Origin of the sequence: Kitasatospora cathayae, assembly GCF_027627435.1 — a bacterium.
In the GTDB taxonomy this organism is placed as follows: domain Bacteria; phylum Actinomycetota; class Actinomycetes; order Streptomycetales; family Streptomycetaceae; genus Kitasatospora; species Kitasatospora cathayae.
In genome coordinates, this window is record NZ_CP115450.1 from 2,175,074 (window position 1) to 2,198,884 (window position 23,811).

Consider the following 23,811-nt stretch of genomic DNA (forward strand, 5'->3'; position numbering starts at 1 on the left):
CCTCCGGGCACGACCGGTAATCCACCGGGCACCGAACGTCAGCCCCACCACCCCAGGTCGGCCGCGACCTTCGCCTGCGCTGCGGCGACCTCCTCGGCGGTGGAGGCGGTGGAACCCCGCGGCTCGGGATCCACGTCGCACTCCGGCCGGGTCGACAGGTCGGCCGGCGCCTGCGCGCCCAGTCCGCCCGCCCTCCCCAAGTCCGTCACCCGGCCGCCCCCGAGCGTCCGAGGACCCTCCGGGTCGCGAGGGCCGCGGCCCTGCGGGGGCGGGCGAGGGCGACGGCGGCGATCACCAGGATGCCGCCGGCCAGGGCGTTCCAGCCGACCGGTTCGGCGAGCAGGGCCGCGCCGAGCGCGGTGGACCACAGGGGCATGACGTAGGTGACGGCGGAGGCGACGGCGGTGCCGGCCGTACGGACCAGGCCGAGGTTGAGCAGGTAGGCCAGGCCCGTGCCGAGCGCGCCGAGCAGCAGCAGGGCGGCGGCGGCCGGGCCGCCCGGCCAGTGCGGGAGGCCCGCGGCGGCCGGGGCGATCAGGGCCAACTCGGCGGTGGCGCAGGTGATCTGGAGGGTGGAGAGGGTGGTGACGGTCTCCGGGCGGCCGGACAGGAAGCGGCGCAGGTAGGCGAAGCCCGCGCCGTAGCAGCAGGCGGCGGCCAGGCAGGCGAGGGCGCCGACGGTCTCGCCGGAGCCGAGGCCGTGCCAGACCCCGAGCACGGTGAGCACGCCGACGAAGCCGAGCCCGAGGCCGGCGAGCCGGCGGGCGCCCGGGCGGCGCTCCTCGGGGACGCTCAGCACCGCGAACAGCAGGGTGAACAGCGGGGTGGTCGCGTTCATCACCCCGGCGAGCACCGAGCTGACCCTGGTCTCGCCGAACGAGAACAGGGTGAACGGCACGGTGTTGAGCAGCACCGCGACCACCGCCGAGTGCCCCCACAGCACCCGGTCGCGCGGGGCCCGCTCGCCGCGCAGCAGCAGCACCGTCCACAGCGTGGCGGCGCCCAGCGCGCTGCGCGACAGCGCCACCCACAGCGGCGGCACGCCCGCCTCGACCGCCACCTTGATCAGGGCGAAGCTGGCGCCCCAGATCGCCGACAGTGCCACGAAGCCCGGCAACCAGCGCCGCACCCCGACCACCTCCCCGTCCGTTCCCACTTCCGTGTGCTGGACAGAGCGTGGCCCGGCGGCGGAACATGAGTCCAACAAGTGGCAGTGCCGGAAGGATGAGCAACTCTCATGGCCTCGGAGGTCAACCTGGCCCAGCTCCGGGCGCTGGTCGCGGTCGCCGACACCGGCGGCTTCGGCGCGGCCGCCGACGAGCTGGGCATCAGTCAGTCCGCCGTGTCGCACGCCGTGGCCGCGCTGGAGCGCTCGCTCGGCGCCCCCGTGCTGCGGCGCCGCACCCCGTGCCGGCCCACCCCGCTCGGCGAGCAGGTGCTGCCGCACGCCCGCACCGCCGTCGCCTCCGCCGCCGCCGTGCGCGCCATCGCCACCCGGCACTCCGGCGGCCTCACCGGCACCGTACGGCTGGCGGCCCCGACCACCGTCTGCCAGGCGCTGCTGCCCGGGCTGCTGCGGGACTGGGAGGCGGCGTACCCGCAGCTCACCGTACGGGTCTTCGAGGGCGAGGACGCCGAGCTGCCCACCTGGCTGGAGGCCGGCACGGTGGACGCCGCCGTCCTGGTCGACGCCGGGTCGCCACCGCCCGGGGCGGTCACGCTCGGCGCCGACTCGATGCACGCGCTGCTGCGCCGCGACCACCCGCTGGCCGGTCAGGAGTCCATCCACGTCGCCGAGTTGGAGGACGACGACTTCCTGCTCTCGGAGGGCGGCTGCGAACGCCACATCCGCGAGGCCTACCGCCGGGCCCGCACCCGCTTCGCGCCGCGCCACCGCATCCGCGACCTCAACACCCTGATCGGCATGGTGCACGCGGGCGTCGGCGTCTCGGTGATGCCGGCGCTGGCGCTGACCATGCTGCCGCCCGACTGCGTCCTCGTCCCGATCCGGCCCGCCGTGCACCGGACCCTGACCCTCACCGGGCCGACCGGCCGCCCCTGGTCCCCGGCGGTCACCGGCCTGCTCGCCGGGGCGGCGGTGACCGTCCCGGCCTGAGCGGCGCTTTTCGGCGCCACGGGCGGGGCCGGTGGAGCTTTTCGTCGTTCCGGGCGGGCGCTACTGGCGGAGGAGGCCGTCCGGACCGAGGGTGGCGACGTCCCGACCGCCCTATCCCGGAGCACTCCCATGCCCGTCCACCCGCACCGCCGACTCGCGCTCTGCGCACTGCTCACCGCCGAGGCGATGAACCTGCTGGACGCGACCGTCGTCCAGGTCGCCGCACCGCTGATGCGCGCGGACCTGGGCGGCCCGGTGGCCGCCGTGCCCTGGCTGACCTCCGCCTACACCCTGCCGTTCGCCGTCCTGCTGCTCACCGGCGGCCGGCTCGGCGACCGGTTCGGACGGCGCCGGGTGTTCCGGACCGGCGTCACCGTCTTCCTGCTCGCCTCCCTGGCCTGCGCCTGCGCCCCCACCCTCGGTGCGCTGCTCGCCCTCCGGGCCGTCCAGGGCGGCGCGGCCGCCGCGATCGTGCCGCAGACCATCGGCCTGATCAGGGCCATGTACCGGGGCGAGGAGACGGCCCGGGCGCTCGGCGCGATCGGACCGGTGATGGGGCTCGCGGCGGTGACCGGGCCGGTGCTCGGCGGGCTGCTCACCCACGCCGACCTGTTCGGCTCCTCCTGGCGCGCCGTCTTCCTGGTCAACCTGCCGCTCTCGCTCGCCGTCCTGGCACTCGCCCCGCTGCTCGCCGAGGACCGCGCCCCGCGCCGCCCCGGCCTCGACCCGGTCGGCGGCGCGCTCGCCGCGTCGGCGACCGGGCTGCTGGTGCTGCCGCTGCTGGACGGGGCGCCCTGGCCGCTGACGGCCGCCGGGGCGGCGCTCGCGCTCGCCTTCGTCGGCCACCAGCGGCACGGCGCCCGGCGCGGCGCGGACACCCTGGTGGAGCCGAGCCTGTTCCGCTCGGTGCGCTTCCCAGCCGCCCTGCTCGCCCTGGCGCTGGCCTTCGCGGTCACCACCGGGCTCACCGTGGTCGTCGTGCTGCAACTCCAACTCGCCGCCGGAGCCGATGCGTTGGCCTGCGGACTGACCCTGCTGCCGATGTCGGCGGGGCTCGCGGCCGGCTCGCTGTGGGCGGGCGGTTCGCTGGTCCGGCGGTACGGGGCGCGGGTGATGCCCGCCGGGCTGGCCGTGCTGACGGTGGGACTGCTGGCCACCGTCGCCGCCTACCGCACCGGCGAACGGCCGGGGTCGCTGCCGTACGCGCTCGCGGTGGTCGGCCTCGGGCAAGGCCTGTTCACCCCGGCCTTCTTCACCACCGCCCTGCGACCGCTGCGGCCCCAGGAGACCGGCTCGGCGGCGGGCCTGCTCAACGCCGTCCAACAGCTCGGCGCCACCGTGGGCGTGGCCCTGCTCGGGCGCGTCTACCTGGCCGTCCCCGACGCCGCCGGGGCGCAGCGGGCCTGCTGGGCTGCGGCGGCGGCACTCGCGGCCGTCGCGGCGGCAGCACGGTGGATGACCACGCCCGGACCGGCCGGGGCGGCAGAATCGGACGACCGCACCGCCGACCACCGGGAAGCCACGCATGCTTGATGAGCTCGACCGTGCCCTCGTCCACGCCCTGCGGGTGGACGGGCGCGCGCCGTTCAGCCGGATCGCGGCGGTGCTCGACGTCTCGCCGCAGACCGTCGCCCGCCGCTACCGGCGGCTGCGGTCCGAGGCCGGGCTCCGGGTGGTCGGGCTGGCCGACCCGCACCGGGCCGGACGGGCCCAGTGGCTGGTGCGGCTGACCGCCGGGCCGCACACGGCGCAACGGCTCGCCCGGGCACTGGTCCGACGCGAGGACACCGCCTGGGTGAAGCTCACCTCCGGCGGCACCGAGATCACCACGATCGTGGCGACCGACCCCGGCCCGGACGGCCACAGCCTGCTGCTGCGCGACATCCCGCGCACCGCCGCCGTCACCGCCGTCTCCGCCCACTGCCTGCTGCACACCTACCGGGGCGGCCCGACCGCCTGGCCGGTGAGCACCGAGGCGCTCACCGAGGAGCAGCAGGCCGGACTCCGGGTTCCCGAGGGGCCTGAGCCGGTGGGGCGTCCGCACGGTCTGGACACCGCCGACCTGGCGCTGCTCGGCGCGCTGCACGTCGACGGCCGCACGCCGCTCGGCGAGCTGGCCGCGGCCACCGGACGCACCCCGGCCACCGTCGCCCGCCGACTCGCCGAACTGCGCGCCGACGGAACGGTCTTCCTCGACGTGGAGCTGGACCCGCGACTGCTGGGGGCCGGCCTGCAGGCGCTGCTCTGGCTGAGCGTCACCCCCGCCCACGTCGACCGGGTGGGCCGCGCCCTGGCCACCCACCGCGAGCTCGCCTTCGTCGCCGCCACGACCGGCCCCAGCAGCCTGGTGGCCCTCGCCCTGTGCACCGAGCCGGCCGACCTGCACCGCTACCTGACCCGACGGCTGGGGGAGGTCCCGGGGATCACGGCCCTGGAGTCGGCGCCGGTCCTGCGGACGCTCAAGGCGGCGGGGCCCGTCCCGGCGGGCGCCGGTCGCGTGGATTCGCTCCCTGACAGATGACGGACAACACCTGCCACGGTAGTTCGTGCGCATCGTGACCGAGGCTGAACGCACCACTGCCGGGATCCCCGCCCCGCCCCCTCAGCCGGACGTGAACCGCGCCCGCAGCTCGGCCAGCACCTGCGCCGCCTCGCGCAGGGGCCAGCAGCTCGCGCAGTTCGGCCGTCGCCTCGGCGAGGCGCCGCTGCCGGGCGGCGGCGTCGGCGGTGTACTGGCGGGAGGTCGCGGCCCGGCGGGCGGAGCCCAGCTCGACGGCGGTGCGCCGGTACGCGCCGACGGCCGCCTCGAAGCGCGCGGCGGTCCCCCGCGGAGGGCTCGGGCAGTGCCTCGACCAGGTCGTGGTGAGGGCGGCGTAGGCGCGCGACTGCAGGACGATCAGGTAGTCGTCGTCGAAGCCGTCCGGGTCCTGGTCCCACAGCTTGAGCACCCGGGCGAAGACCACCCAAGAGTTCAGATCACGGGCGCCCGACACCGGTTTCCCCAGCCCAGCACCGCCCGGACCGAGGGTGCGACCGGTGGCATCTTGCTGCCTGACAGTTTTCTGACACCGCGCACGCCACCACCTCCGCTGACGATCGGTCAGGCTGGTTCCCGTGCACGCCATTCGCTTCCACCTGCGCGCCCCGTACCGTCCCGACGGCCCCCCGACGGCCCCTCCCCCGCCCTCCCCGGAGGCCGTCCGGGACGGACTGGCACGCGGGCTGCCGGTACCGGCCCGGATCGAGCACGCCCGGATCCTGACCGGCCCGGGCGCGGTCGACGGGGTCGCCTTCGTCCTCGCCGACGACCTGCTCGCCGCCGAGGCCGCCCTCACCGCCGCCTGCGCCACCCTCACCGGGCGGAGCGGACCGCTGCCCGACTGGGACGTACCGCACTGCGCGCTGGACACCCTGCTGGCGCTCGGCCTGCTGCCGGCCTGTTCATAGGGTCCGTCAGGCCGCAGCCAGCCCGGCGTCCGGCGTCTTCCCCGACTGCGCCTGCTCGATCCGGTTGACCAGCATCACGGCGAACCGCCGGGCGGCGGGCAGGTCCACCGGACCGCCCTCCGTCGTCACGCTCGCCACCACGGTGCCCGAGCGCACCACGATGCTCACCCCGTCCCCCGCCGACAGCGGCCCGACGAACGCCTGGCTCTCGCTGCCCAACGCCGGGGCGTCCACCTTGTGGAACGGCCCGACGGGGTACGAGGCGTACGTCTCCCGCAACCGGTTCTTCGCGGCGTCCCGGCTGGCCAGCGTCTCCACCAGGAAACGGGTGACCAGGTCCCCCGAGGAGAACCGGACCGACGCGCTGAGCGGCTTGCCCGTGCACGGCGTCGACGCCGAGCAGGTGACCGCGTGGTCGGCGGTGTCGACCCTGCGCTTCTCCTCGTCCCACCCGGCCATCGCCTTGGCGTCCGGCAGCACCTGCCCGACCACCTTGTCGTCCAGCAGCACCGCTTCCAGATCCGCGCTGGGCGCGGCGGCAGCGGCCGGCGGCACCGGCGCCGCACTGCCGCTCGCACCAGCAGCAGACGCGGACGCGGACGGGGCCACGGACACCGCAGCCCCGGCACCCGTCGGCGCCGCGGCAACCGCCGTCACCGCCGAACTCGCCGCCCCTGAAGCCCCCTTGGCACCTCCCTTGGCGTCCCCCGACCCCCCGGACGAACACCCGGCCAGCACCCCCGCCAGCACCCCGGCCGCCACCACGGCGACCATCCGCCGACCACCCATCCCCATAGCCCGCTCCCCTCACGACTGTCCGTGACCCCTCAAGATAGCGACCACCCCACCCCACACCCGCCCCGGGTCCCCCGCACACGAACCGCTCCACCATCGTGGGCGCGCGGGCAACGCCCCGCGCGCCCACGCTCACATCCCTCCCACCCGACCAAGGCGAGAGGGACGCACTGCGGGAGGGGCCGTGGGGCCCTCCCTCCTGGGCACGCCGCGCGCCCACAACACCCCCCACCCCAACCCCCCTCGTGGGCGCGCGGGCAACGCCTCGCCCGCCCACGCCACACCTCCTCCTCCCCCCACCACCCGACCAGGCGAGAGGGACGCGCTGCGGGAGGGGCGGTGGAGGGGGTGGCCCGGAGAGGGGCGTTGCGGGTGATTTTCAGACTGCCAACGGCGCCCAACACCCCACCCACAGAGTCGGCAGTCGGAAAATCATCCAGCCCCCGGAGCGGCCACCCCCGGAACCGCCCCGGCCACCCACCCTCCCGAGAGCCCCCCACCCCCAAACACCACCCCCCACCCCACCCCCGAAAACACCGACGGGGCGGCGACCGAAAACGGCCACCGCCCCACCGAAAATCCCGACCGACCGATCAGACCGCCGGAACCGGGAACGTCGGGTACTCGACACCCGAGATGTACTGCACGACCCGCACGACCTGGCACGAGTAACCGAACTCGTTGTCGTACCACAGGTACAGGATCGCGTTGTCGCCGTCGACCTTGGTCGCGCCGGCGTCCACGATCGAGGCGTGCCGCGAGCCGATGAAGTCGCTGGAGACCGCGTCGGGCGAGTCGATGAAGTCGATCTGGCGCTTCAGCGGCGAGGTCAGCGAGACGTTCCGCAGGTAGTCGAGGACCTCCTCGCGGTTGGTCTCCCGCTTCAGCTGCAGGTTGAGGATCGCGATGGACACGTCCGGCACCGGCACGCGGATCGAGCTGCCGGTGATCTTCGCCTTGAGGTCCGGCAGGGCCTTGGCGACGGCCGAGGCGGCACCGGTCTCGGTGATCACCATGTTCAGCGGCGCCGAGCGGCCGCGGCGGTCGGCCTTGTGGTAGTTGTCCAGCAGGTTCTGGTCGTTGGTGAACGAGTGGACGGTCTCCACGTGGCCGCGCACGACGCCGTACTCGTCCTCCATCGCCTTCAGCGGCGGGACGATGGCGTTGGTGGTGCAGGAGGCGCAGGAGATGATCTGCTCGTCCGGCTTGATCATGTCGTGGTTGACGCCGTGCACGATGTTCGGCACGTCGCCCTTGCCCGGGGCGGTCAGCACGACCTTGGCGATGCCGGGGCGCAGGTGCTTGGACAGGCCCTCGCGGTCACGCCACTTGCCGGTGTTGTCGATCAGGATCGCGTCCTTGATCCCGTACTCCGTGTAGTCGACCTCGCTCGGGTCGTTGGAGTAGATCACCGTGATCTCGTTGCCGTTGACGACGATCTTGTTGTTCGCCTCGTCGACGGTGATCGTGCCCTGGAACTGGCCGTGGATCGAGTCCCGGCGCAGCAGCGAGGCGCGCTTGACCAGGTCGTCGCCGCCGCCGTTGCGCACGACGATGGCCTTCAGCCGCAGGCCGTTGCCGGAGGCCTTCTCGATCAGCAGCCGGGCGACCAGGCGGCCGATCCGGCCGAACCCGTACAGCACGACGTCCTGCGCGGACCGGCGCTCCAGCTTGTTCGCACCGGTGGCACCGGCGACGGCCCGGGCCGTGAACTCCTCCACCGACAGGCCGTGGTCGTCCGCCCGGTAGGTCGAGGCGAGCATCCCGAGGTCGATCTGCGAGGGGCCGAGGTCCAGGGTGGTCAGCGCCTGCAGGAACGGCATGGTCTCGGTGACCGAGAGCTCCTCGCCCGCGATCTGCCGGGCGAAGCGGTGCGTCTTGAGGATGCTGACCACCGACTTGTTCACCAGGGAACGGCTGTGGAGCAGGACGGTCACGTCCTTCTCCCGGTGCAGCCGCCCGATGATCGGGATCATCGACTCCGCGATCTCCTCGCGGTTCTTCCAGTCCGTGAACACGTCGTCGTTGACAGTCACAAGTCCATCTTTCGAGCTGAGGGTGTTGCCCACATGGTAGCTTCGCCCGCCCGCACCCCAACGGCCAGGTCCCACCTTCCCCCACTTCCCCCACCCCTTCCACCTGCGCATCTCCCCACCCCACCGCCCCCGAGGGTGATCACCGCCACCCCGGAAACCCTCCGGCGGCAAGGGGATCCGGACCTTCGCCGTCAGCCCGGAACGACGACGGCGAACGCAACCCCGAGTGATCGCCGGGACCAGTACAGTGCCCCGCCAGCCGCTCCCACCGCCCCGCGCCGAGGATTTGCCGGGGGCCGGGTGGGGTGGGGTAATGAGAGACGGCCGGTGTTTCAACCTGCGTGAGAGACCCGGGAGCTTGCCATGAGCGGTGGGCCGGAACCGATCAGTGCCGAGGGCCTGCGGGCGCTTCGCGAGGAGTTGGCGCAGTTGCGGGCGGAGCGGGGGGAGGTGGCCGCGACGCTGCGCGGGGACGATCCGGTGGGTGATCCGGCGGATGCCGCCGACGAGCTGCAGCGAGCCTCCGACGTGACGCGGCTGGACCGACGGATCGCCGAACTGGAGGGGCGGCTGCGGGAGGCCGAGGTGGCCGGGGCGCCGTCGACGGAGGTGATCGGGGTGGGCTCGACCGTCACCGTGCGGTTCTCGGACGGCGAGGAGGAGACCGTCGAGATCTCCGAGGTGGCGGAGGAACGGGAGATGACCCTGGTGACCTACGACAGCCCGCTGGGGAAGGCGCTGCTGGGCCGCCACGCCGGGGAGACGGTGACCTACGAGACGCCGGGTGGTGCGGCGAGCGCGGTCGTGCTGGCGGTGGGCAGCGGCGGGTAGGTCACGGTGCGTCGCCGCCACGAGGGAGGATTCATCCGTACCGAATCCGGACCGACCCCCCGAGGAGCCGACGACGATGGGCCGAGTGACCGTTCCGCGCAGGATACTGCGACTGCGCCAGGGCACCCCCTCGCACCGCCCCGACGCCCTGGCCGCCGAGGAGCCGATGGAGATCCGGGTCGGCGGCCGCCCGCTGACCGTGACCATGCGCACCCCCGGCAGCGACTTCGACCTGGCGGCCGGGTTCCTGGTGAGCGAGGGCGTGCTGCACGCCGCCGACCACCTGGCCGGGATCCGCTACTGCGCCGGGGCCACCGCCGACGGCGGCAACACCTACAACGTGGTGGACGTGGTGCTCGCCGCCGGTGTGCCCGCCCCGGACGCCTCGCTGGAGCGCAACTTCTACACCACCTCCTCCTGCGGCCTGTGCGGCAAGGCCAGCCTGGACGCGGTGCGCACCACCGCGCCGTGGAGCGTCGCCGAGGACGGGCTGCGGGTCACCCCCGAGCTGCTGTCCGCGCTGCCCGACCGGCTGCGCGCCGCCCAGAAGGTCTTCGACAGCACCGGCGGCCTGCACGCGGCCGGACTGTTCGACGCCGAGGGCCGGCTGCTCTGCCTGCGCGAGGACGTGGGCCGGCACAACGCGGTGGACAAGGTGGTCGGCCACGCGCTGCGCGAGGGCCTGCTCCCGGCGCGCGGCACGGTGCTGATGGTCAGCGGCCGGGCCTCCTTCGAGCTGGTCCAGAAGGCCGTGATGGCCGGCATCCCGATGCTCGCCGCCGTCTCCGCGCCCTCCTCCCTGGCGGCGGACCTGGCCGAGGAGAGCGGCCTGACCCTGGTCGGCTTCCTGCGCGGCGACTCGATGAACGTCTACACCCGCACGGACCGGATCGACACCGCTCGGGAGGAAGTCGCTCGGGAGGAGAACGCCTAGTCGAGAACCTAGTCGGAGGGCTGGGGCGTCCAGCGGTGCAGACCCTTGCGGTCGTAGTAGCGGGTCATCCCGAAGCCGAAGGCCAGGGCGAGCACCACGCCGACGGCGATCATGATCCAGCCGCGGGCCAGCCCGGCGTCGGCGCGCGCGTCGAAGAAGAGGATCGCCCGGATGCCGTCGCTGAGCTGGCGCATCGGCTCGAAGGCGCCGAGGAAGCGGTAGAACCCGGGCACCGCCTGCAGCGGGACGGTCGCCCCGGAGGACGGCAGGGCCAGCGCGATGAAGACGAACATGGACACCAGCTGCCCGATCCCGCCGAACGCGGCGTTGATCGCCTGCACCCCGAGGCCGACCGCGAGGCTGGCGCAGTAGGCGAACACCCACAGCACCGCCTGGTGCGGGGCGTCCATGCCGAGGACGCCGACCGCGCAGGCCATCACCAGCGAGGTGGTGAGCAGCATGATCCCGGCGGTCATCACCATCTTGAGCAGCAGGGTCTGGGTGCGGTTGATCGGGACGGTCGGGCGGCGGGTGTGCCAGGGGCCGATCTCGCTGTCGCTGTAGCCGAGCGCGCCGTCGACGCCGTTGTGGATGATGTTGCCGCCGATGAAGCCGCTCAGGACGGACAGCAGGGTGTAGTAGAAGGCGCTCAGGCCGAGCCCGCTGTGGCTGCCGATCGGGCCGGTCCGGGTGGTGACGGCGAACGGGTCGGCGAGCAGCAGTCGGGCGGTGGCGCCGCCGTCCGGGCCGGCGGCGTTCGAGGCCGGTACGGCGGCCAGCAGCTGCTTGCCGGCCGCGAGCGAGGCCTGGTGGGCGGCGCCCTGGGCGATCTGCGCGGCCATCGAGGCGCCGAGGCTGCCCAGGCCCGGGTTGGTGAGGATGGTCAGGCTGGGTCGCTCGGTGGCCCCGCCGGTGGCCAGCCTGGTGATGGCGGTGGTGAAGTCCTTGGGGACCAACAGCGCGGCGTACACCTTGCCGGAGGAGATCAGGTCGTGCGCGCCCGCGTCGTCGGTCTGCCGCCAGTGGACGGTGTCGTCGGGCGTGCCGGCCACCATCGCACGGGTCAGCTGGGTGCCGAAGTTCACCGGCTGGCCGGGCGGCGGGGCTCCCTGGTCGGCGTTCACCAGGGCGATCGGCAGCCGGTGCAGGTGGCCGTTCGGGTTGATGATGCCGCCCATGTAGAGCAGCGAGAGCACCACGGCCACCAGGGCGCACAGGATGCTCGGGAAGATCCACAGTTTCGGGTGCCGGGCGAGCGCCAGCGCACTCGCCTGCCGGGGAGCCTCCTGGGAGCCCGTGGTCGCCATGCCACCCCTCGGTTTCGGGCACGGGCCGGTGCCGTGCCGCTGCGGGTACGGCGGGAAGTCGTTCCGTGGCCGCGTCCCGGCCAAACCCGCGTCACCCGGGCGGCGCCACACGACCGGCACACATCCGGGAGGGTAAAGGTTGGTGCGTCGGCCGGGAGGAGGCGAGAGACATGGATTGCAGTAGTCCGGGCCACAGTAGCCCCGGCCCCCGCCTGTCCTCGTACGCCCCTACACCTCCGGCACGTGGTAACAACCTTCCCTGCACGTCGATCTGACGACACGTCAACACCGAAGCGGGGCGGCAGGAGTACCGGCTGGAGGAGGCCCAGCCGGGGACAGTGCCGCGGTAGGCCGAACCGCCCTCCGGGCCCCTCGACCGTTCGCGGCACGGCGTTCGGCCATGATCGCTAAGCTTCCCCGAGGTGGAGCCGACGGGCGAGGACTGGGGAGGGCGGCTTGCGGGACGGGTGGATCAGGGTGCCGGTCGGTGGCGACGCCGAGCGGTGGGCGACGCGGGGCGGGTGCCGGCGGGTGCTGCTGATCGTGCACAACGTGACGTCGGCGACCCGGCTGCTCGACGTGGTCGGCCTGTTCCGGGACGACCTGCGCGTGCAGCTGCTGGCCACCTGTCCGGGGACGTCTCCGTTCCGCTCCGGAACGTCCGCGCTGCTGACGGCGCTCGGTGTTCCCGTGCTGCCCTGGGAGCAGGCATTGGACGTCGAGGCGGACCTGGCGATCTCGGCCAGCTTCGGCGGTCAACTCCAGGCGGTCAAGGGCAGGTTGGTCGTGCTCTCGCACGGCGTTGGCTACAATAAGAGGCTGGCCACACCGGACACCGGACACCGGACACCGGACACCGGACACCGGACACCGGACACCGGACACCGGGCGCCCGTTGCCCTCGGTGCCCTCGCCGCCGGCCCCGTGTTCGGGCTCTCGCCCGAGTGGGCGCTCGCCGAGGACGGCACCCCCGTCGCCGACGCCATGGTGCTCTCCCACCCCATCCAGCTCGACCGGCTCCGCGAGTCCTGCCCGGAGGCGGCGGGCACGGCGGTGCTCGGCGGTGACCCGTGCTTCGACCGGATCCTGGCAGCACACCCCCGCCGCGAGGCGTTCCGCCGGGCACTGGGAGTCCGACCGGGCCAGCGCCTCGTCCTGCTGAACTCGACCTGGAACCCCACCTCGCTGTTCGGCGACGGCGGCCCCGAGGACGTGTTGCCGCTGCTGCTGTCGCGGCTGCCCGAGCTGCCGGTGGACGAGTACCGGGTCGCCGCCGTGCTGCACCCCAACGTCTGGCACGGCCACGGCCCCGGGCAGATCCGGCTGTGGCTGGACGGCGCCGTCCGGGCCGGTCTGACCCCGGTCGATCCGGTGACGGACTGGCGGCAGGCGCTGATCGCCGCCGACGCCGTCGTGGGCGACTTCGGCTCGGTCAGCTACTACGCCGCCGCGATCGGCACCCCGGTACTGGTCGCCGCGCCCGGCCTCACCGTCGTCGAACAGTCCTCGCAGGTCGCCGAGTTCGTCCGCGAGGCGCCCCGGCTGGACCCGTACGCGCCGCTGCGCCCCCAGCTCGACGCCGTCCTCGCGGACGGCCGCGTCCCGTCCGGCCCGGCGGTCCTCACCACGTCCTGCCCCGGCGAGGCGGCCGAGCGCCTGCGGGCGCTGTTCCACGGGCTGATCGGCATCCCGGAACCGGCCACGCCCGCGCTGCTGGACCCGCTCCCGCTGCCCGCCCACCAGCCGGGCCGGGTCACGGCGCCGCTGCGGGTGCTCACCGAAGTGGACGACGGGACGGTGACGCTACGCCGGTTCGCCGCCGCCCGGTACGAGCCGGACGGGCCCGGCGACGGGCACCTGGCGGTGCACGAGGACACCCTCGATCCCGGCGCGCTGAACCTGGCCGACCTGATCCTCCAGCACACCCCGCCGGACCGGCCCGAGGACCCCCGGCTGGGCCCGCCCCGACAGTGGGCCGCCGAGGTGCTGGGCCGTCACCGCTCCTGCGCGCTGGCCGCCCTGGTCACCGGTCCCGACACCTGCACGGCCTTCGAACGCACCGGACTCGCCTGGGAGTTGACCGTCCACGGCCTCGACCCCGCCGCGGCCGCCTCCGCCCTGCTGGCCTGGCGGGCGGCGCACGGTCGCGCGTCGCCCGTCGAGCTGACGGTACGCAGTGGTGGTGCCGCCCACCGGGTGACGGTCACACCGTCCCGTTGACGCACAGCGAGCGCAGCACCGCCAGCGGCGCGAGGTGGAACCGTGCGCCCTGCCGCTCCAGCAGGGTGCCCGCCTCGTCGAGCAGTGGCAGCGCCCGGGCGCCGTGCCCCTGCTCGATCAGCGCCTGCGCCAGGTCGGTGAGCGCCCGGGCGGTGTTGTAGCCCTCGCCGGTGCCGCGGAAGAACGCCACCGCCTCCTCCAGCGCGGCCCGCGCCTGGTCGAAGCGCCCGAGACCGCGCAGCGCCCGGCCCCGGTGCCGGCTCAACAGGGCACGGGCGCGCGGCAGATCGGCGCTGCCGTCGCCCTCCGGGCCGACCCCGCCGAGCAGGCCGAGCGCCCCGTCGAAGCAGTCCAGGGCCTCGGCGTAGCGCCACTGCCGCAGCCGCAGCAGTCCGAGCGACTCGACGGCGGTGGCCTGGCCGCGCAGGTGCCCGTCCTTCTCCTCGGCCTCCGCCGCCAGCAACAGGTGCCGCTCGGCCTCCCGGTACTCCTGCAACTCGACGAGGGCGAGGGCGAGTTGGCCGTGCATCCGGCCGGCCACCCGCGGGGCCGTCCCGGCTGCGGTGGCGGCCCGGGCACCGGCCCGCAGGGCGGGCAGCAGTTCGTCGTGCCGGCCGGCCTTGAGCTGGACGGCCCAGAGCGCCTCGACCAGTTGGCAGACCAGCTCCGGCGCGGCGAACTCCTCGGCGGTACGGACGGCTTCGACCAGGTTGGGCAGTTCCGCGCCGAGCGCGGCGAGCGCCTGCGCCTCGTCCGGGTGGCCGTTCGGGCCGAGCACGGCGTACAGCGGGCCGAGGTGCCAACGCTGCGGCAGCGCGGTGTAGTCGGCGGCGACGGCGAGGCGCAGCAGCGTCTCGACGGTACGGGTGACGGCGGCGGCGCACGCGGCGAGCCCGTCCTCGCGGACGGCCAGGGCCTCGGCGTGCCGGCGGACCACCGGGCGGTAGTGGTACCGGCCGTCGACCGCGGTCTCCAGCAGGCCGGCGTCGGCGAGTTCGGTGAGCGCGGCGGCCGCGTCCGGCTCGGCGAGCCCGGTGGCGGCCGCGGCGACCCGCGCGGTCAGCCCGGGCCAGGGGCGCAGCGAGCAGCGGCGGTAGGCGAGGGCGGCGTCCGGCGGGAGTCGTCGGTAGCGGTCCTCGGCGGCGGCCTCGGCCGGATCGGCCGGTCGCCCGACGCCCCCGGGTCCCGCGAGCGCGGCTCCGGGTCCCGCGAGCGCGGCCTCGGCGAGGCCGGGGGCGGCGGTACGCAGGGCGAACGGGTAGCCGGCGCAGCGTTCCAGGACGCCGGGCAGGGCGGCCCGGGCGGCGGTGACGGCGTGCTTCCCCGCGACCTCGGTGAGCAGCCGGCGGGCGTCCTTGTCGGCGAGCGGGCCGACCGGGATGTTCACGGCGTCCAGTCCGGCCAGCGGGCGGCGGGCGGTGATCACCGTGAAAACCCCGGCGGCGGAGGTGAGCAACGGCCGGAGCTGGGCGGCGGAGTGGGCGTGGTCGAGGACGACCAGCAGGCGGCGGGTCGCCAGCAGCGCGCCGAACAGGTCGGCGCGGTCCTCGACGGTGGCGGGCACGTGCTCGGCGGGCACGCCGAGGCGGTGCAGGAAGCGGCGCAGCACCGTCGCCGGATCGGCGGCGTCCTGCGGCCCGGCGGCGCGTAGGTCCGCGTAGAGCTGACCGTCCGGGAAACGGGCGGCCTCGCGGCTGCCCCAGTGGATCGCGACCGCGCTGGTGCCGATGCCGTCCGGTCCGTGCAGCAGGGCCTGCCGGGGACGGCCGTCCGGTTTGCGGCCGCCCTCCTTGTCGAGCGCGGCGAGCGGGCCCTTGCGATCGGTGAAGTAACGGGTGGAGGCGGGCAGCAGGCGCGGCACCGCGTCCGCCCCGCCGGGGTCGCCCGGGTGGCCGGACGAGTTGCCGAACGGGAGGCCGGAGGGGACTCCGCTCATCCAGGCGGCCAACGCCCGGGCCTGCGCCGGGTCGTTGCGGGCCCCCTCCACCAGCAGCCGGGCGACGGCCTCGCGCTCAGTGGCCCCGGCGGGTGCCAGGATCTGCCGCCCGGTCGCCCGCTGCACCAGCCCGCCGAACGCCTCCCAGGCCCACTTGCCGGCCTCCCCGGCCATCGACGAACTGACCGCCCCCAACACACCCGAGACCGCCGAGATCGACAGCGGATCGACCATGCCCCACCCCCAGCACCACGCGCGGCAGGCTCCGCCCTCCGCCAACGTCTCCTGACCCGCCCAACGGTAGCGTCTCGGATCAGCTGTGCGGGTCCGGTGCGAACGGTTGGCTCCGCTCAGCCCGCCTGGCCGGCCACGGGACGGTGGCGCACCCCCCGAACGGCGCGGGCGAAGGGCTGCCCTGCCATCGCGGCCACGGGAGCCGCACCGCCGTCACCGTCACCGTGGCCGCGTCCCGGCAGGTCGTTCGCGATCACGGCGGCCTCGGTCAGCAGGCCACGCCCCTCCGTGGCCCGGTAGAAGATCCGGGTGCCCTCCCGACGGGCCACCACCAGGCCGGCCGCCCGAAACTTCGCGAGGTGCTGCGAGGTCGCGGCCCCATGCGCCCCCAGCAGCTCGGCCAGCTCGCTGACCGGCAGCTCCCCGCCGGCTCAGCGCCCACAGCAACCGGTACCGCGACGGGGGTCCGCCACCGCCTTCAACACCGCCGCCGCCCGCTCCGCCGCCTCGGTGTCCCAGGCCTCTTCCTCAGCACCACCCGTAGACCGATCGTACCGACGGTCCCCCGGCCCGCCCCGCGCCGGAAAATCCCCACGCCAACCGGTCCGACCGGGCACACGACGGCCCGGCCGCGGCTACCCACCACGGCACCACTCCAAGTGCCCCACCAACACGGTCAGAAGGCCAGAGACACCCACCCGGAACCAGGCACCGAGCCCCACACAGGAAGTCGGCCGACTTCCCACGCCGACCAAGCCCCGCCCAGGCACACGACGGTGGGCCGACCGACGCCCGCATCCTGGGGCCAGCAGGCGGGCAGCCCCGAGGGCCACCACCGGCAGGACGGGCACGGCCGCCCAACGGGCACGCGCCGGGCCGGAGCCGGGCCCGCACAGGAAGTCGGACCGGCCGCCAGCACCCGGCCCCCGGCGATCACCCCGACGTGGTCGCACAACTGCTCCAGCAGGGCCATCACATGACTGGAGAACACCACCGACCCACCGGAGGCGACGAAACGCCGCAGGATGTTCCGGATCGTCGCCGCCGACACCGGGTCGACGGCCTCGAAGGGCTCGTCCAGTACCAGCAGCCGGGGCGCGTGCAGCAGCGCCGTCGCCAGGCCGATCTTCTTGCGCATCCCGGTGGAGTAGTCGATCCCCGCCTCCCTGGCCGGGAGGCGGGGCACGACCGGGTCACTCTCGGCCGCTCAGCACTGAACGGCAGCGCTGCCGTAGTTCTCCTCCAGGTTCAGGTTGAGAGGTTCCTCGACCGGGTGGCCGTCCCGCCGGACGGCCACCCGGTACGCGCCCTGGAGGTTTCTCGGGATGGCCACGGTGTAGACGGTGTGGAGCACGCCGTCTACCAGAATCGAGTACCCCTCCCGAACCGGGAAGTCCCGCCCCTGACACGAGAGGCGATCGACCGTCTCACCGTTGGCCATCAACATCACCGACCAGTTGCCCTCGAACAGGCTGGCGCCGATGAAGGTACCGACGCCTGGAGTCGGCCGCTTGGCGATGTCCGCGAGCGGGACACAGCCTCGGGCCACCACATCCGAAGCCGTACAGATGTCACCGGTCTTCTCCGCCCGCCAGAGCAGCTCCGGCCCGTAGCCGTTGCTGAACCGGAGCAGCGTGAACCGGTCACCCGCCGGCGCCGTCCCTTTCTCCTTGGCCGTCCGCAGGATCAGCTGCTTGGTGTTCTCCGGAAACGTCGGCTCAGCGCTGGGTGCGGCAGTGGATTCGCGGGCCGACGCAACACCGCTGGAAGCGCGCACCGGGCCTTCCACGGATCCACTCCCGCCGGACGACCCGGTGCACGCACAGGCGCCGAACATCAGGCATTACGAGAACAGCACGAAGCTTCCCTGGTAAGCCCGCCACACCGTTCACTCCATCCTCCTTTCGACCGACTACCGGTGCCCGAACCGCTCGGCACCACCAGATCCACCGCGTCCACGGCGGTGTGCTCCGGCGGTCAGGCGCGGCGGCGGCGGTCGCCCGCGAGCCGGCGGTCCCGGCGGCTGCGACGTATGGAGGCGGCGTAGGTGAGCAGCGACACGGCGATGATGCCGATGCTGAGATAGAGGAAGGCCGAGTCGAGGTTGGGCAGTTGGGTGAGTGCGACGGCGATGCCGGCCAGCACCACCAGGACGCCCAGGCCCTTGAACACGTTCATTGCTGTACCCGGCTCACTTCCACGCGGAGACGCGCGTCATGTACGACTTCACCACGGAGGACACCAGCCAGTACGTCCGGACCACCGTGTAGACCAGCTCCGGCAGCAGCACGGCCTCGACGACCATCGCCTTCCAGCCGAGCTTGCGGACCCGCAGCGCCGGGTAGACGACCCAGAAGCCGATCAGGGCCCAGAACAGCGGGGCGTGCGCCATCCCGTAGCGGGCGGCGGTGACCAGCGTGCGCGAGCCCCAGCCGAGGATGTACGCGGAGCCGAGCAGCGCCAGGATCAGGGTGCTGATGGAGTGCCAGGTGAACTTGGTCCAGCCGCGGGCGCGCAGGGTGTCGACCGTGCCGCGGCTCCACCGCTCGCGCTGCTGGATCAGCTCGCGCAGCGTGGGCATGAGGTCGGTGTAGGCGATGCAGAGCTCGTTGGCGGTGACCTTCCAGCCGGACTCCTTGAGCGCCAGCGTGGTTTCGTAGTCCTCGACTAGGTTGCGGTGGTCCTCCCAGAAGACCTCTCCCCGCCAGTCGATCAGGCTCTGCAGCGCCTCGGCCCGGTAGAAGGAGCCGGCGCCTGACATGGTGTGCACGTCGGTGCGGTAGCGGGCGCTGGCCGCACGGCCGTACTCGATGATCTGCATGCCCAGCAGGTAGCGCTGCCAGGGGTTGCTCCACAGACCGGTGCGGCCGAAGCAGGCCGCACTGACGCCGCCGAGCTCGGGGTCGGAGGCGATGACGTTCCGGGCCCGCTCGAGGAACTTCGGGTGGAGCTCGGTGTCGGCATCCATCACCAGGACGTGCCGGATGGCACCGGTGAGCCGTCCGCCGACCGCCTCGCGCAACCAGTTGAGGCCGTGGTTGAGGGCGCCGGCCTTCTTGTGCGGGTTGTTGTCCAGGTTGAGCACCACGGTCGGCGGCGCGTTCTCGCTGTCGGCGAACTCCTGGGCGAACTCCCGGGTTCGGTCGGTGGAGTTGTTGACCACCACGATGATGAGGTCCGGGCGCCGGGTCTGCCGGGCGAGGGAGTCCAGCGAGGTGAAGACGCCCACCTCCTCGTTCCGGGCCGGGACCAGGATCACGGTGTCGTAGCGCGCGGCCTCACCGGCCGAAGGCGGAGCCACCCGGCCACGGCGGTGTCTGCTGCGTGCGGCACGCGACTCGTCGGCCTGCGCACTGGGCGCGGCGGTGCCTGACAAGGGCCCTCTCCCCCAACTCCGGCGGGCCGTCAGACCGCCGTCCACAATGTGGAACTCCTGTGATGGTGGGCAGAGAATACCCAATCAAAACGTCACGCGATCACCCCGTGGCGGAACGTGGAAATCCCTCCACACTCAGCGCTACCACGCCGATTCGGAACGTGCACGAGTTCGCCGGAGTTTCTGTGCGAAGAACACCAAACCCGACACATCGCACCGCCCTTCAAGCCCCTGACGTGGCAGGGAACACATCCGGCCGCCGTTTCCGGGATCGGATCACACGCATGCGAATCGCCCTGAAACGACTGATTCGGACATTCGGCGCAAGCATCCTCCCTTTCACCGGGGCTTCCGAAACGCGGATTCGGCGGGGCTAGGATGTACGCCGAATGTGAATCATTGGTAGATCCGATGCGAAGTGCGTGCACCTGACACCCTCTGCATCCACCCAGAGGAGCAGTCATGAGCCGTTCCCATCCCGCCCGGCGCCACCGCCGCGCCGTGCTCGGACTCGCCGCCCCGCTCGCCGTCCTCGCGGCCACCACCACGGCCTGCTCCTCGACTGACGCACCGGCGGCCGGCAACGCGAAGGGCGAGACGGCCGCGGCCGCCACCGGCCGGCAGAACACGGCCACCCCCTCCGCCCCGGCCGGTCCGCCCGGAGTGCTGTTCGACGGCTTCCGCTACACCGGCCCCGAGGACCCGAACCTCACGGCCCACGGCTGGGAGGTCCGCACCGACGGCGGCGGCCCCGGCGTGAAGGACACCTGGACCAAGAGCGGGGTCTCCTTTCCCAGTGGCGGCGACGCCCAGGGCGGACAGGCGATGCAGCTGCAGCTCACCACCGACGGCACCTCGAAGAACACCAAACAGGTCGAGATGGGGCGCAGCGAGGGCGAGTTCCTCAACGGCACCGTCGCGGCCCGGGTCTGGTTCAGCGACAAGCCCGCCACCGGCCACAACGGCGACCACATCAACGAGTGCTTCTACACGATCTCGCCCTCGCACACGTCGACGAAGTACAGCGAGCTCGACTACGAGTACATGCCCAACGGCGGCTGGGGCTCGGCCGGTCCGCGACTGGACACCACCAGCTGGCGCAGCTCGACCCCGGGCGACCGGGACACCACCGGCACCAAGAAGAGCCTGACGGGCTGGCACACCCTGATGATCACCGCCGACAACAAGGCGGTGACCTACTCGGTGGACGGGAAGGCCGTCTTCACCAGCGACAGCCGCTCCTACCCCCGCGAGAAACTGAGCATCCGCTTCAGCAGCTGGCTGATCGACCTGCCGACCACCGTCACCGGCCCGCGCACCTGGGACATGAAGGTCAACTGGGTGTACTACCAGGCCGACAAGAACGTCCCCCAGGCCGAGGTGGAGAAGGCCGTCGCCGGGTTCTACTCCGCGGGCACGCCGTTCCTGAACACCGTCGGGAAGTCCTGACCCGGCGCCGTCAGCCGTACCCCGCGCCCGGCACTTTTCGCCGGTGCAACCCGCTGTGATCATCACGCCTCTCCGAGTAAGGTCCAGCCACGACGACGCGCCCCCGGGACCGAGGAGTGTGACCGTGCCCGACCACGAGCGGCAGGCAGGCCAGTTCGAGCACCTCCGGCCGCGGATACGGGCTCTCGCCCACCCGCTGCTGGGCTCGCGCGCCGAAGCCGAGGACGCCGTGCGGGAGGTCTGGGCCAGGCTCGACCGGATCAATCCGGAGGAGGTGGCGGACCTGGCCGCCTGGCTGACCGTGGTGACCGGGCGGGTCTGCCTGGAGCTGCTGAGCGCCCGGACGGGGCGACCGGGGCTGCCGCCGCGCCTGCCCGACGTGGTCGTCGAGGCCGAACCGTCCGGCGGGGCCGCGGGTGGTGCCCCGGTCGGTCTCACCCTGCTGGTCGCGCTGGACGACCTGGCCCCCGCCGAGCGGGTCGCCTACGTGCTGCAGGACCTGTTCCAGCTGCACGTCGACCAGGTCGCGACCGCCCTCGAGCGGACCACGGCGGACACCCGCAAGCTCACCGAGCAGGCCCGCCGCCGGGTGCAGGAGGCGCGCGCGGCGGACGGCGAGGGCAGCCCGGCCGCCCGCCGCAGGCTGGTCGACGCCTTCTGCGCGGCGGCCCTGGACGGCGACCCGGCGGCGCTGACGGCCGTGCTGGAACCGGGAGCCGAACTGCACGTGGACGGCCGGCCACCGGTCCGCGGCGCCCAAGAGGTGGCGGAGCGCGCCGCCGTGACGCTCTGCCAGGGCGGACCGGCGTTCACCGGGGTGCTGGTCAACGGCACCCCCGGCGCCCTGGTCACCCAGGGCGGCGTGCCGACCGCGGTGCTGGGCTTCGCGGTCCGGGCGGCCCGGATCAGCCGGGTCCACCTGCTGCTGGACCCGGAGCGGCTGGCCGCGATCGACGTCCACGCCCTCTGGTCCTGAGAGGTTCGCGGACGGGCGGCCCTGTCGGCTCGTCAGCGGCAGGGGGCGACCGGACGGGCGCAGGGCGCCGTGGCCGGCCGGCGACGCTGGTCCGCGACGAGCACCGGATCCAGGGCGGCCGGCTGCGCGTCGGAGCGGCGGTAGGAGCCGCTGCAGTGGCGCCTCCCGGCCGGAGGTCGGGGGCTGCGCGCCCCTAACGCGCCGTCCAGCGGCGGCCGGCGGCGAGGACGGCGCCGGCGCAGGTGCTGCCCAGGAGGGCGCCGGCCAGGACGTCGCCCGGGTAGTGGACGCCGGTGTGGACCCGGGAGTAGCCGACCGCGCAGGCGAGGAGGGTGAGCGGGGTGGCGGTGACGGGCAGGAGCGTGCCCACCGCCGTGGCCAGGGCGAAGGCCGAGGCGGTGTGGCCGGAGGGGAAGGAGGCCGAGATCGGCATCGGCACGTGGCGGTTCACCACTACCAGGGCGGCTTCGCGGTCCGGGCGCGGGCGGCGGACGAGGTGTTTGCCGAGGACGTTCGCGGTGAAGGAGGCGACGGCGACGGAGACGGCGCCGGCCTGTCCGGCGCGGCGCCAGCGGCCGGGGGCGAGGGTGAGCGCCGCCGCGATGGACAGGTTGATCTTCGAGTGGTCGGCGGCCCGGGACAGCGCCCGCAGGCCCGCGTCGAGGGCGGGCGTGTCGGTCGCCGCGACGGCGGCGTAGACCGCGCCGTCGAGCGCCGCGAGGTCTCGCACGACGTGGCCGGTCATCAGCGGCCGCCGGTTCGGGAGGAGGCCGTGCGGCCCAGGGCGAGGCGGGCGACGTCGCGCCAGTCCAGCCGGTGGGCGTGGGCCTGTTGGGCCGGGTTCGCGCCGGGTCGGTCGCGCGGGACGCGGACCCGCAGGGCTCGGTGCAGCAGGGTGCAGATGACGGGGGTCGGCAGGGTCAGCGCCTCGCCGTCGACGGCGACCGGGATCTCGGGGACGTCGGCTTCCACCGTGACCCGGCGCGCCGACAGCAGTCGCAGTCCAGCGGCCCGGTCGCCGCGCAGCACGAGTTCGGCGGCCTGGGCGGCGCCGTCGACGCGGATGCCGAGGACGCCCAGCACGCCGCCGTCCAGGCGCGGGCGGCGGCCGAGGTCGACCGGGTCGGGCGCGGCGTACGGGTTGTTGCTGACGAGCAGGGCCTGCGGGGCGTCGATGCGGTGGTCGTCGGCGCGGGCGGTCAGCTTGGCGCCGCTCTCGCCCAGCAGCAGGTCGGGGAGGGTGTCCAGGGCGGTGGCGGTCTTGGCGTCGCGGTACTGCGGGCTCTGCACGATCTGCGCGTACGCGCCGAAGGAGACGGTGTTGACGAAGGTCCGGTCACCCACCCGGCCCAGGTCGACGGCGAGTTCGACGCCGTCGCGCAGGGCGTCCAGGCAGCTCGCGGGGTCGGCGCGGTCGAGGCCGAGGTCCATCGCGAAGTGGTTGCGGGTGCCGGCGGAGACGACCAGGAACGGCAGGTCGTGTTCGGCGGCGACGGCCGCGACCAGGGCCTGGGTGCCGTCGCCGCCGGCCACGCCGAGCAGGTCGGCGCCCTCGGTGACGGCCCGGCGGGCGAGTTCGGCGACGTCCTGCCGCCCGGAGGTGTCCAGCAGCACCACCCGGGCGCCCAGGTCCTCGGCGCGCCGGACCAGGTCGAAGCGTTCGACCTTCCCGCCGCCGGAACTCGGGTTCATGATCAGTACGGGCCGTCGCGGCGGCGGGACCTCCCGCACCGGCATCGGCCGGGGCGGGCGGGCCGCCCGCAGCGCGGCGCGGGCGCAGGCGAGTCCGGCCAGCCACAGGGCCAGGCCGATCGCCGCGAACAGCAGCACCTCGGCGGCGTAGGCCAGCACGATGACGGCGACGGGCGCGCTGACGGCCAGCGCCGCGCCGGCGATCCGCAGCAGGGCCCGACGGGTGATCGCCCACCAGGCGCCGGCGGCCATCAGCGCCAGCCCGACGAACTGGGCGAGCAGCACCAGCAGCCCGTGCGGGCCGGTGAAGGCGATGACCGCCACGGCCGCCAGCGCGCACAGCAGTGCGAGCCGCGCGAGCCGGCGCGGCCGGCGCCCGTCCACCACTTCGCCCATCGGCCAGCCCTCGTCCGCTCAGCCCCTCCGGTTTCGGTCACCGTAACCGGACGGGCCGTCCGGGGC

22 protein-coding genes and 2 pseudogenes are annotated in these 23,811 nt (G+C 73.9%); 9 read left to right on the top strand and 15 right to left on the bottom strand.

Annotation, left to right across the window (positions count from 1 at the left end; genetic code table 11):
- Positions 1-38: 38 nt before the first annotated feature.
- Both O1G21_RS09825 and O1G21_RS09830 read right to left on the bottom strand, forming a co-directional pair.
- On the bottom strand, positions 39-209 hold the full coding sequence (locus tag O1G21_RS09825) for a hypothetical protein (RefSeq protein WP_270142537.1): 171 nt from the start codon (positions 207-209) through the stop codon (positions 39-41).
- Positions 206-1,156 carry a DMT family transporter gene (locus O1G21_RS09830; RefSeq protein WP_270142539.1) on the bottom strand — a complete coding sequence of 317 codons (951 nt, stop codon included), beginning with the start codon at positions 1,154-1,156 and terminating at the stop codon, positions 206-208. Before O1G21_RS09830 ends, O1G21_RS09825 begins: the two co-directional genes overlap by 4 nt.
- 81 nt (positions 1,157-1,237) lie before the next feature.
- On the opposite strand from O1G21_RS09830, the gene O1G21_RS09835 reads away from it, so the two are divergent.
- From O1G21_RS09835 to O1G21_RS09845, 3 genes are all read left to right on the top strand, one after another.
- Positions 1,238-2,116 (top strand): LysR family transcriptional regulator, encoded by an 879-nt coding sequence (locus O1G21_RS09835; RefSeq protein ID WP_270142540.1) that lies wholly within the window; start codon positions 1,238-1,240, stop codon positions 2,114-2,116.
- Positions 2,117-2,245: 129 nt separating this feature from the next.
- A complete protein-coding gene (locus O1G21_RS09840; protein WP_270142542.1) occupies positions 2,246-3,649 on the top strand; it encodes an MFS transporter in 1,404 nt (467 codons plus the stop codon).
- Positions 3,642-4,637, top strand: a complete 996-nt coding sequence (locus O1G21_RS09845) for an Lrp/AsnC family transcriptional regulator (protein WP_270142543.1) — start codon at positions 3,642-3,644, stop codon at positions 4,635-4,637. Before O1G21_RS09840 ends, O1G21_RS09845 begins: the two co-directional genes overlap by 8 nt.
- Here the strand turns inward: O1G21_RS09845 and O1G21_RS09850 are convergent.
- Positions 4,576-5,109 (bottom strand): hypothetical protein, encoded by a 534-nt coding sequence (locus O1G21_RS09850; protein ID WP_270142545.1) that lies wholly within the window; start codon positions 5,107-5,109, stop codon positions 4,576-4,578. The two genes, O1G21_RS09845 and O1G21_RS09850, sit on opposite strands and share 62 nt — an antisense overlap.
- Before the next feature lie 121 nt (positions 5,110-5,230).
- Between O1G21_RS09850 and O1G21_RS09855 the strand changes: the two genes are divergently transcribed.
- On the top strand, positions 5,231-5,563 hold the full coding sequence (locus tag O1G21_RS09855) for a hypothetical protein (protein WP_270142547.1): 333 nt from the start codon (positions 5,231-5,233) through the stop codon (positions 5,561-5,563).
- A gap of 6 nt (positions 5,564-5,569) precedes the next feature.
- Here the strand turns inward: O1G21_RS09855 and O1G21_RS09860 are convergent, their stop codons facing one another.
- On the bottom strand, positions 5,570-6,358 hold the full coding sequence (locus tag O1G21_RS09860) for a hypothetical protein (protein WP_270142548.1): 789 nt from the start codon (positions 6,356-6,358) through the stop codon (positions 5,570-5,572).
- A gap of 593 nt (positions 6,359-6,951) precedes the next feature.
- On the bottom strand, positions 6,952-8,394 hold the full coding sequence (locus tag O1G21_RS09865) for a glyceraldehyde-3-phosphate dehydrogenase (RefSeq protein WP_270142549.1): 1,443 nt from the start codon (positions 8,392-8,394) through the stop codon (positions 6,952-6,954).
- A 363-nt stretch (positions 8,395-8,757) separates the two neighbouring features.
- Here O1G21_RS09865 and O1G21_RS09870 point away from each other — a divergent pair, with 363 nt between their 5' ends.
- Positions 8,758-9,225 (top strand): GreA/GreB family elongation factor, encoded by a 468-nt coding sequence (locus tag O1G21_RS09870; protein ID WP_270142551.1) that lies wholly within the window; start codon positions 8,758-8,760, stop codon positions 9,223-9,225.
- 76 nt (positions 9,226-9,301) lie between these two features.
- On the top strand, positions 9,302-10,159 hold the full coding sequence (gene fdhD / locus O1G21_RS09875) for a formate dehydrogenase accessory sulfurtransferase FdhD (protein WP_270142552.1): 858 nt from the start codon (positions 9,302-9,304) through the stop codon (positions 10,157-10,159).
- 8 nt (positions 10,160-10,167) lie between these two features.
- Here the strand turns inward: fdhD and O1G21_RS09880 are convergent, their stop codons facing one another.
- Positions 10,168-11,466 carry a YhgE/Pip domain-containing protein gene (locus O1G21_RS09880; protein WP_270142554.1) on the bottom strand — a complete coding sequence of 433 codons (1,299 nt, stop codon included), beginning with the start codon at positions 11,464-11,466 and terminating at the stop codon, positions 10,168-10,170.
- Between the two features lie 456 nt (positions 11,467-11,922).
- Between O1G21_RS09880 and O1G21_RS09885 the strand changes: the two genes are divergently transcribed.
- Positions 11,923-13,686, top strand: a complete 1,764-nt coding sequence (locus O1G21_RS09885; RefSeq protein WP_270142556.1) for a hypothetical protein — start codon at positions 11,923-11,925, stop codon at positions 13,684-13,686.
- On the opposite strand, the gene O1G21_RS09890 is transcribed toward O1G21_RS09885, so the two are convergent.
- The 7 genes and pseudogenes from O1G21_RS09890 to O1G21_RS09920 all read right to left on the bottom strand — a co-directional run bounded on the left by O1G21_RS09890 (position 13,670) and on the right by O1G21_RS09920 (position 19,157).
- Positions 13,670-15,856, bottom strand: a complete 2,187-nt coding sequence (locus O1G21_RS09890) for a tetratricopeptide repeat protein (RefSeq protein WP_270142558.1) — start codon at positions 15,854-15,856, stop codon at positions 13,670-13,672. The genes O1G21_RS09885 and O1G21_RS09890 overlap by 17 nt on opposite strands.
- A gap of 116 nt (positions 15,857-15,972) precedes the next feature.
- Positions 15,973-16,188, bottom strand: coding sequence for a hypothetical protein (locus O1G21_RS09895; protein ID WP_270142560.1), 216 nt, complete (start codon positions 16,186-16,188; stop codon positions 15,973-15,975).
- A 9-nt stretch (positions 16,189-16,197) separates the two neighbouring features.
- A pseudogene (locus O1G21_RS09900) lies at positions 16,198-16,275 on the bottom strand (transcriptional regulator); the annotation flags it as partial.
- A gap of 458 nt (positions 16,276-16,733) precedes the next feature.
- Positions 16,734-17,012: pseudogene (locus tag O1G21_RS09905) on the bottom strand (AAA family ATPase); the annotation flags it as partial.
- 51 nt (positions 17,013-17,063) lie between these two features.
- Positions 17,064-17,645, bottom strand: a complete 582-nt coding sequence (locus O1G21_RS09910; protein WP_270142562.1) for a hypothetical protein — start codon at positions 17,643-17,645, stop codon at positions 17,064-17,066.
- Positions 17,646-17,833: 188 nt separating this feature from the next.
- On the bottom strand, positions 17,834-18,034 hold the full coding sequence (locus O1G21_RS09915; RefSeq protein ID WP_270142564.1) for a hypothetical protein: 201 nt from the start codon (positions 18,032-18,034) through the stop codon (positions 17,834-17,836).
- A gap of 13 nt (positions 18,035-18,047) precedes the next feature.
- On the bottom strand, positions 18,048-19,157 hold the full coding sequence (locus O1G21_RS09920) for a glycosyltransferase family 2 protein (protein ID WP_270142566.1): 1,110 nt from the start codon (positions 19,155-19,157) through the stop codon (positions 18,048-18,050).
- 537 nt (positions 19,158-19,694) lie between these two features.
- On the opposite strand from O1G21_RS09920, the gene O1G21_RS09925 reads away from it, so the two are divergent.
- Positions 19,695-20,681, top strand: a complete 987-nt coding sequence (locus O1G21_RS09925; protein WP_270142568.1) for a glycoside hydrolase family 16 protein — start codon at positions 19,695-19,697, stop codon at positions 20,679-20,681.
- Positions 20,682-20,805: 124 nt separating this feature from the next.
- Complete coding sequence (locus O1G21_RS09930; protein WP_270142569.1) at positions 20,806-21,657, top strand: sigma factor; 852 nt, start codon at positions 20,806-20,808, stop codon at positions 21,655-21,657.
- A gap of 193 nt (positions 21,658-21,850) precedes the next feature.
- On the opposite strand, the gene O1G21_RS09935 is transcribed toward O1G21_RS09930, so the two are convergent.
- Entirely contained in the window at positions 21,851-22,402 is a 552-nt protein-coding gene (locus tag O1G21_RS09935; RefSeq protein ID WP_270142570.1) for a phosphatase PAP2 family protein, read from the bottom strand.
- Positions 22,402-23,745: a diacylglycerol/lipid kinase family protein gene (locus O1G21_RS09940; RefSeq protein WP_270142571.1), complete on the bottom strand. Its 1,344-nt coding sequence runs from the start codon at positions 23,743-23,745 to the stop codon at positions 22,402-22,404. The genes O1G21_RS09935 and O1G21_RS09940 overlap by 1 nt, the downstream gene beginning before the upstream one ends.
- Between the last annotated feature and the right edge of the window lie 66 nt (positions 23,746-23,811).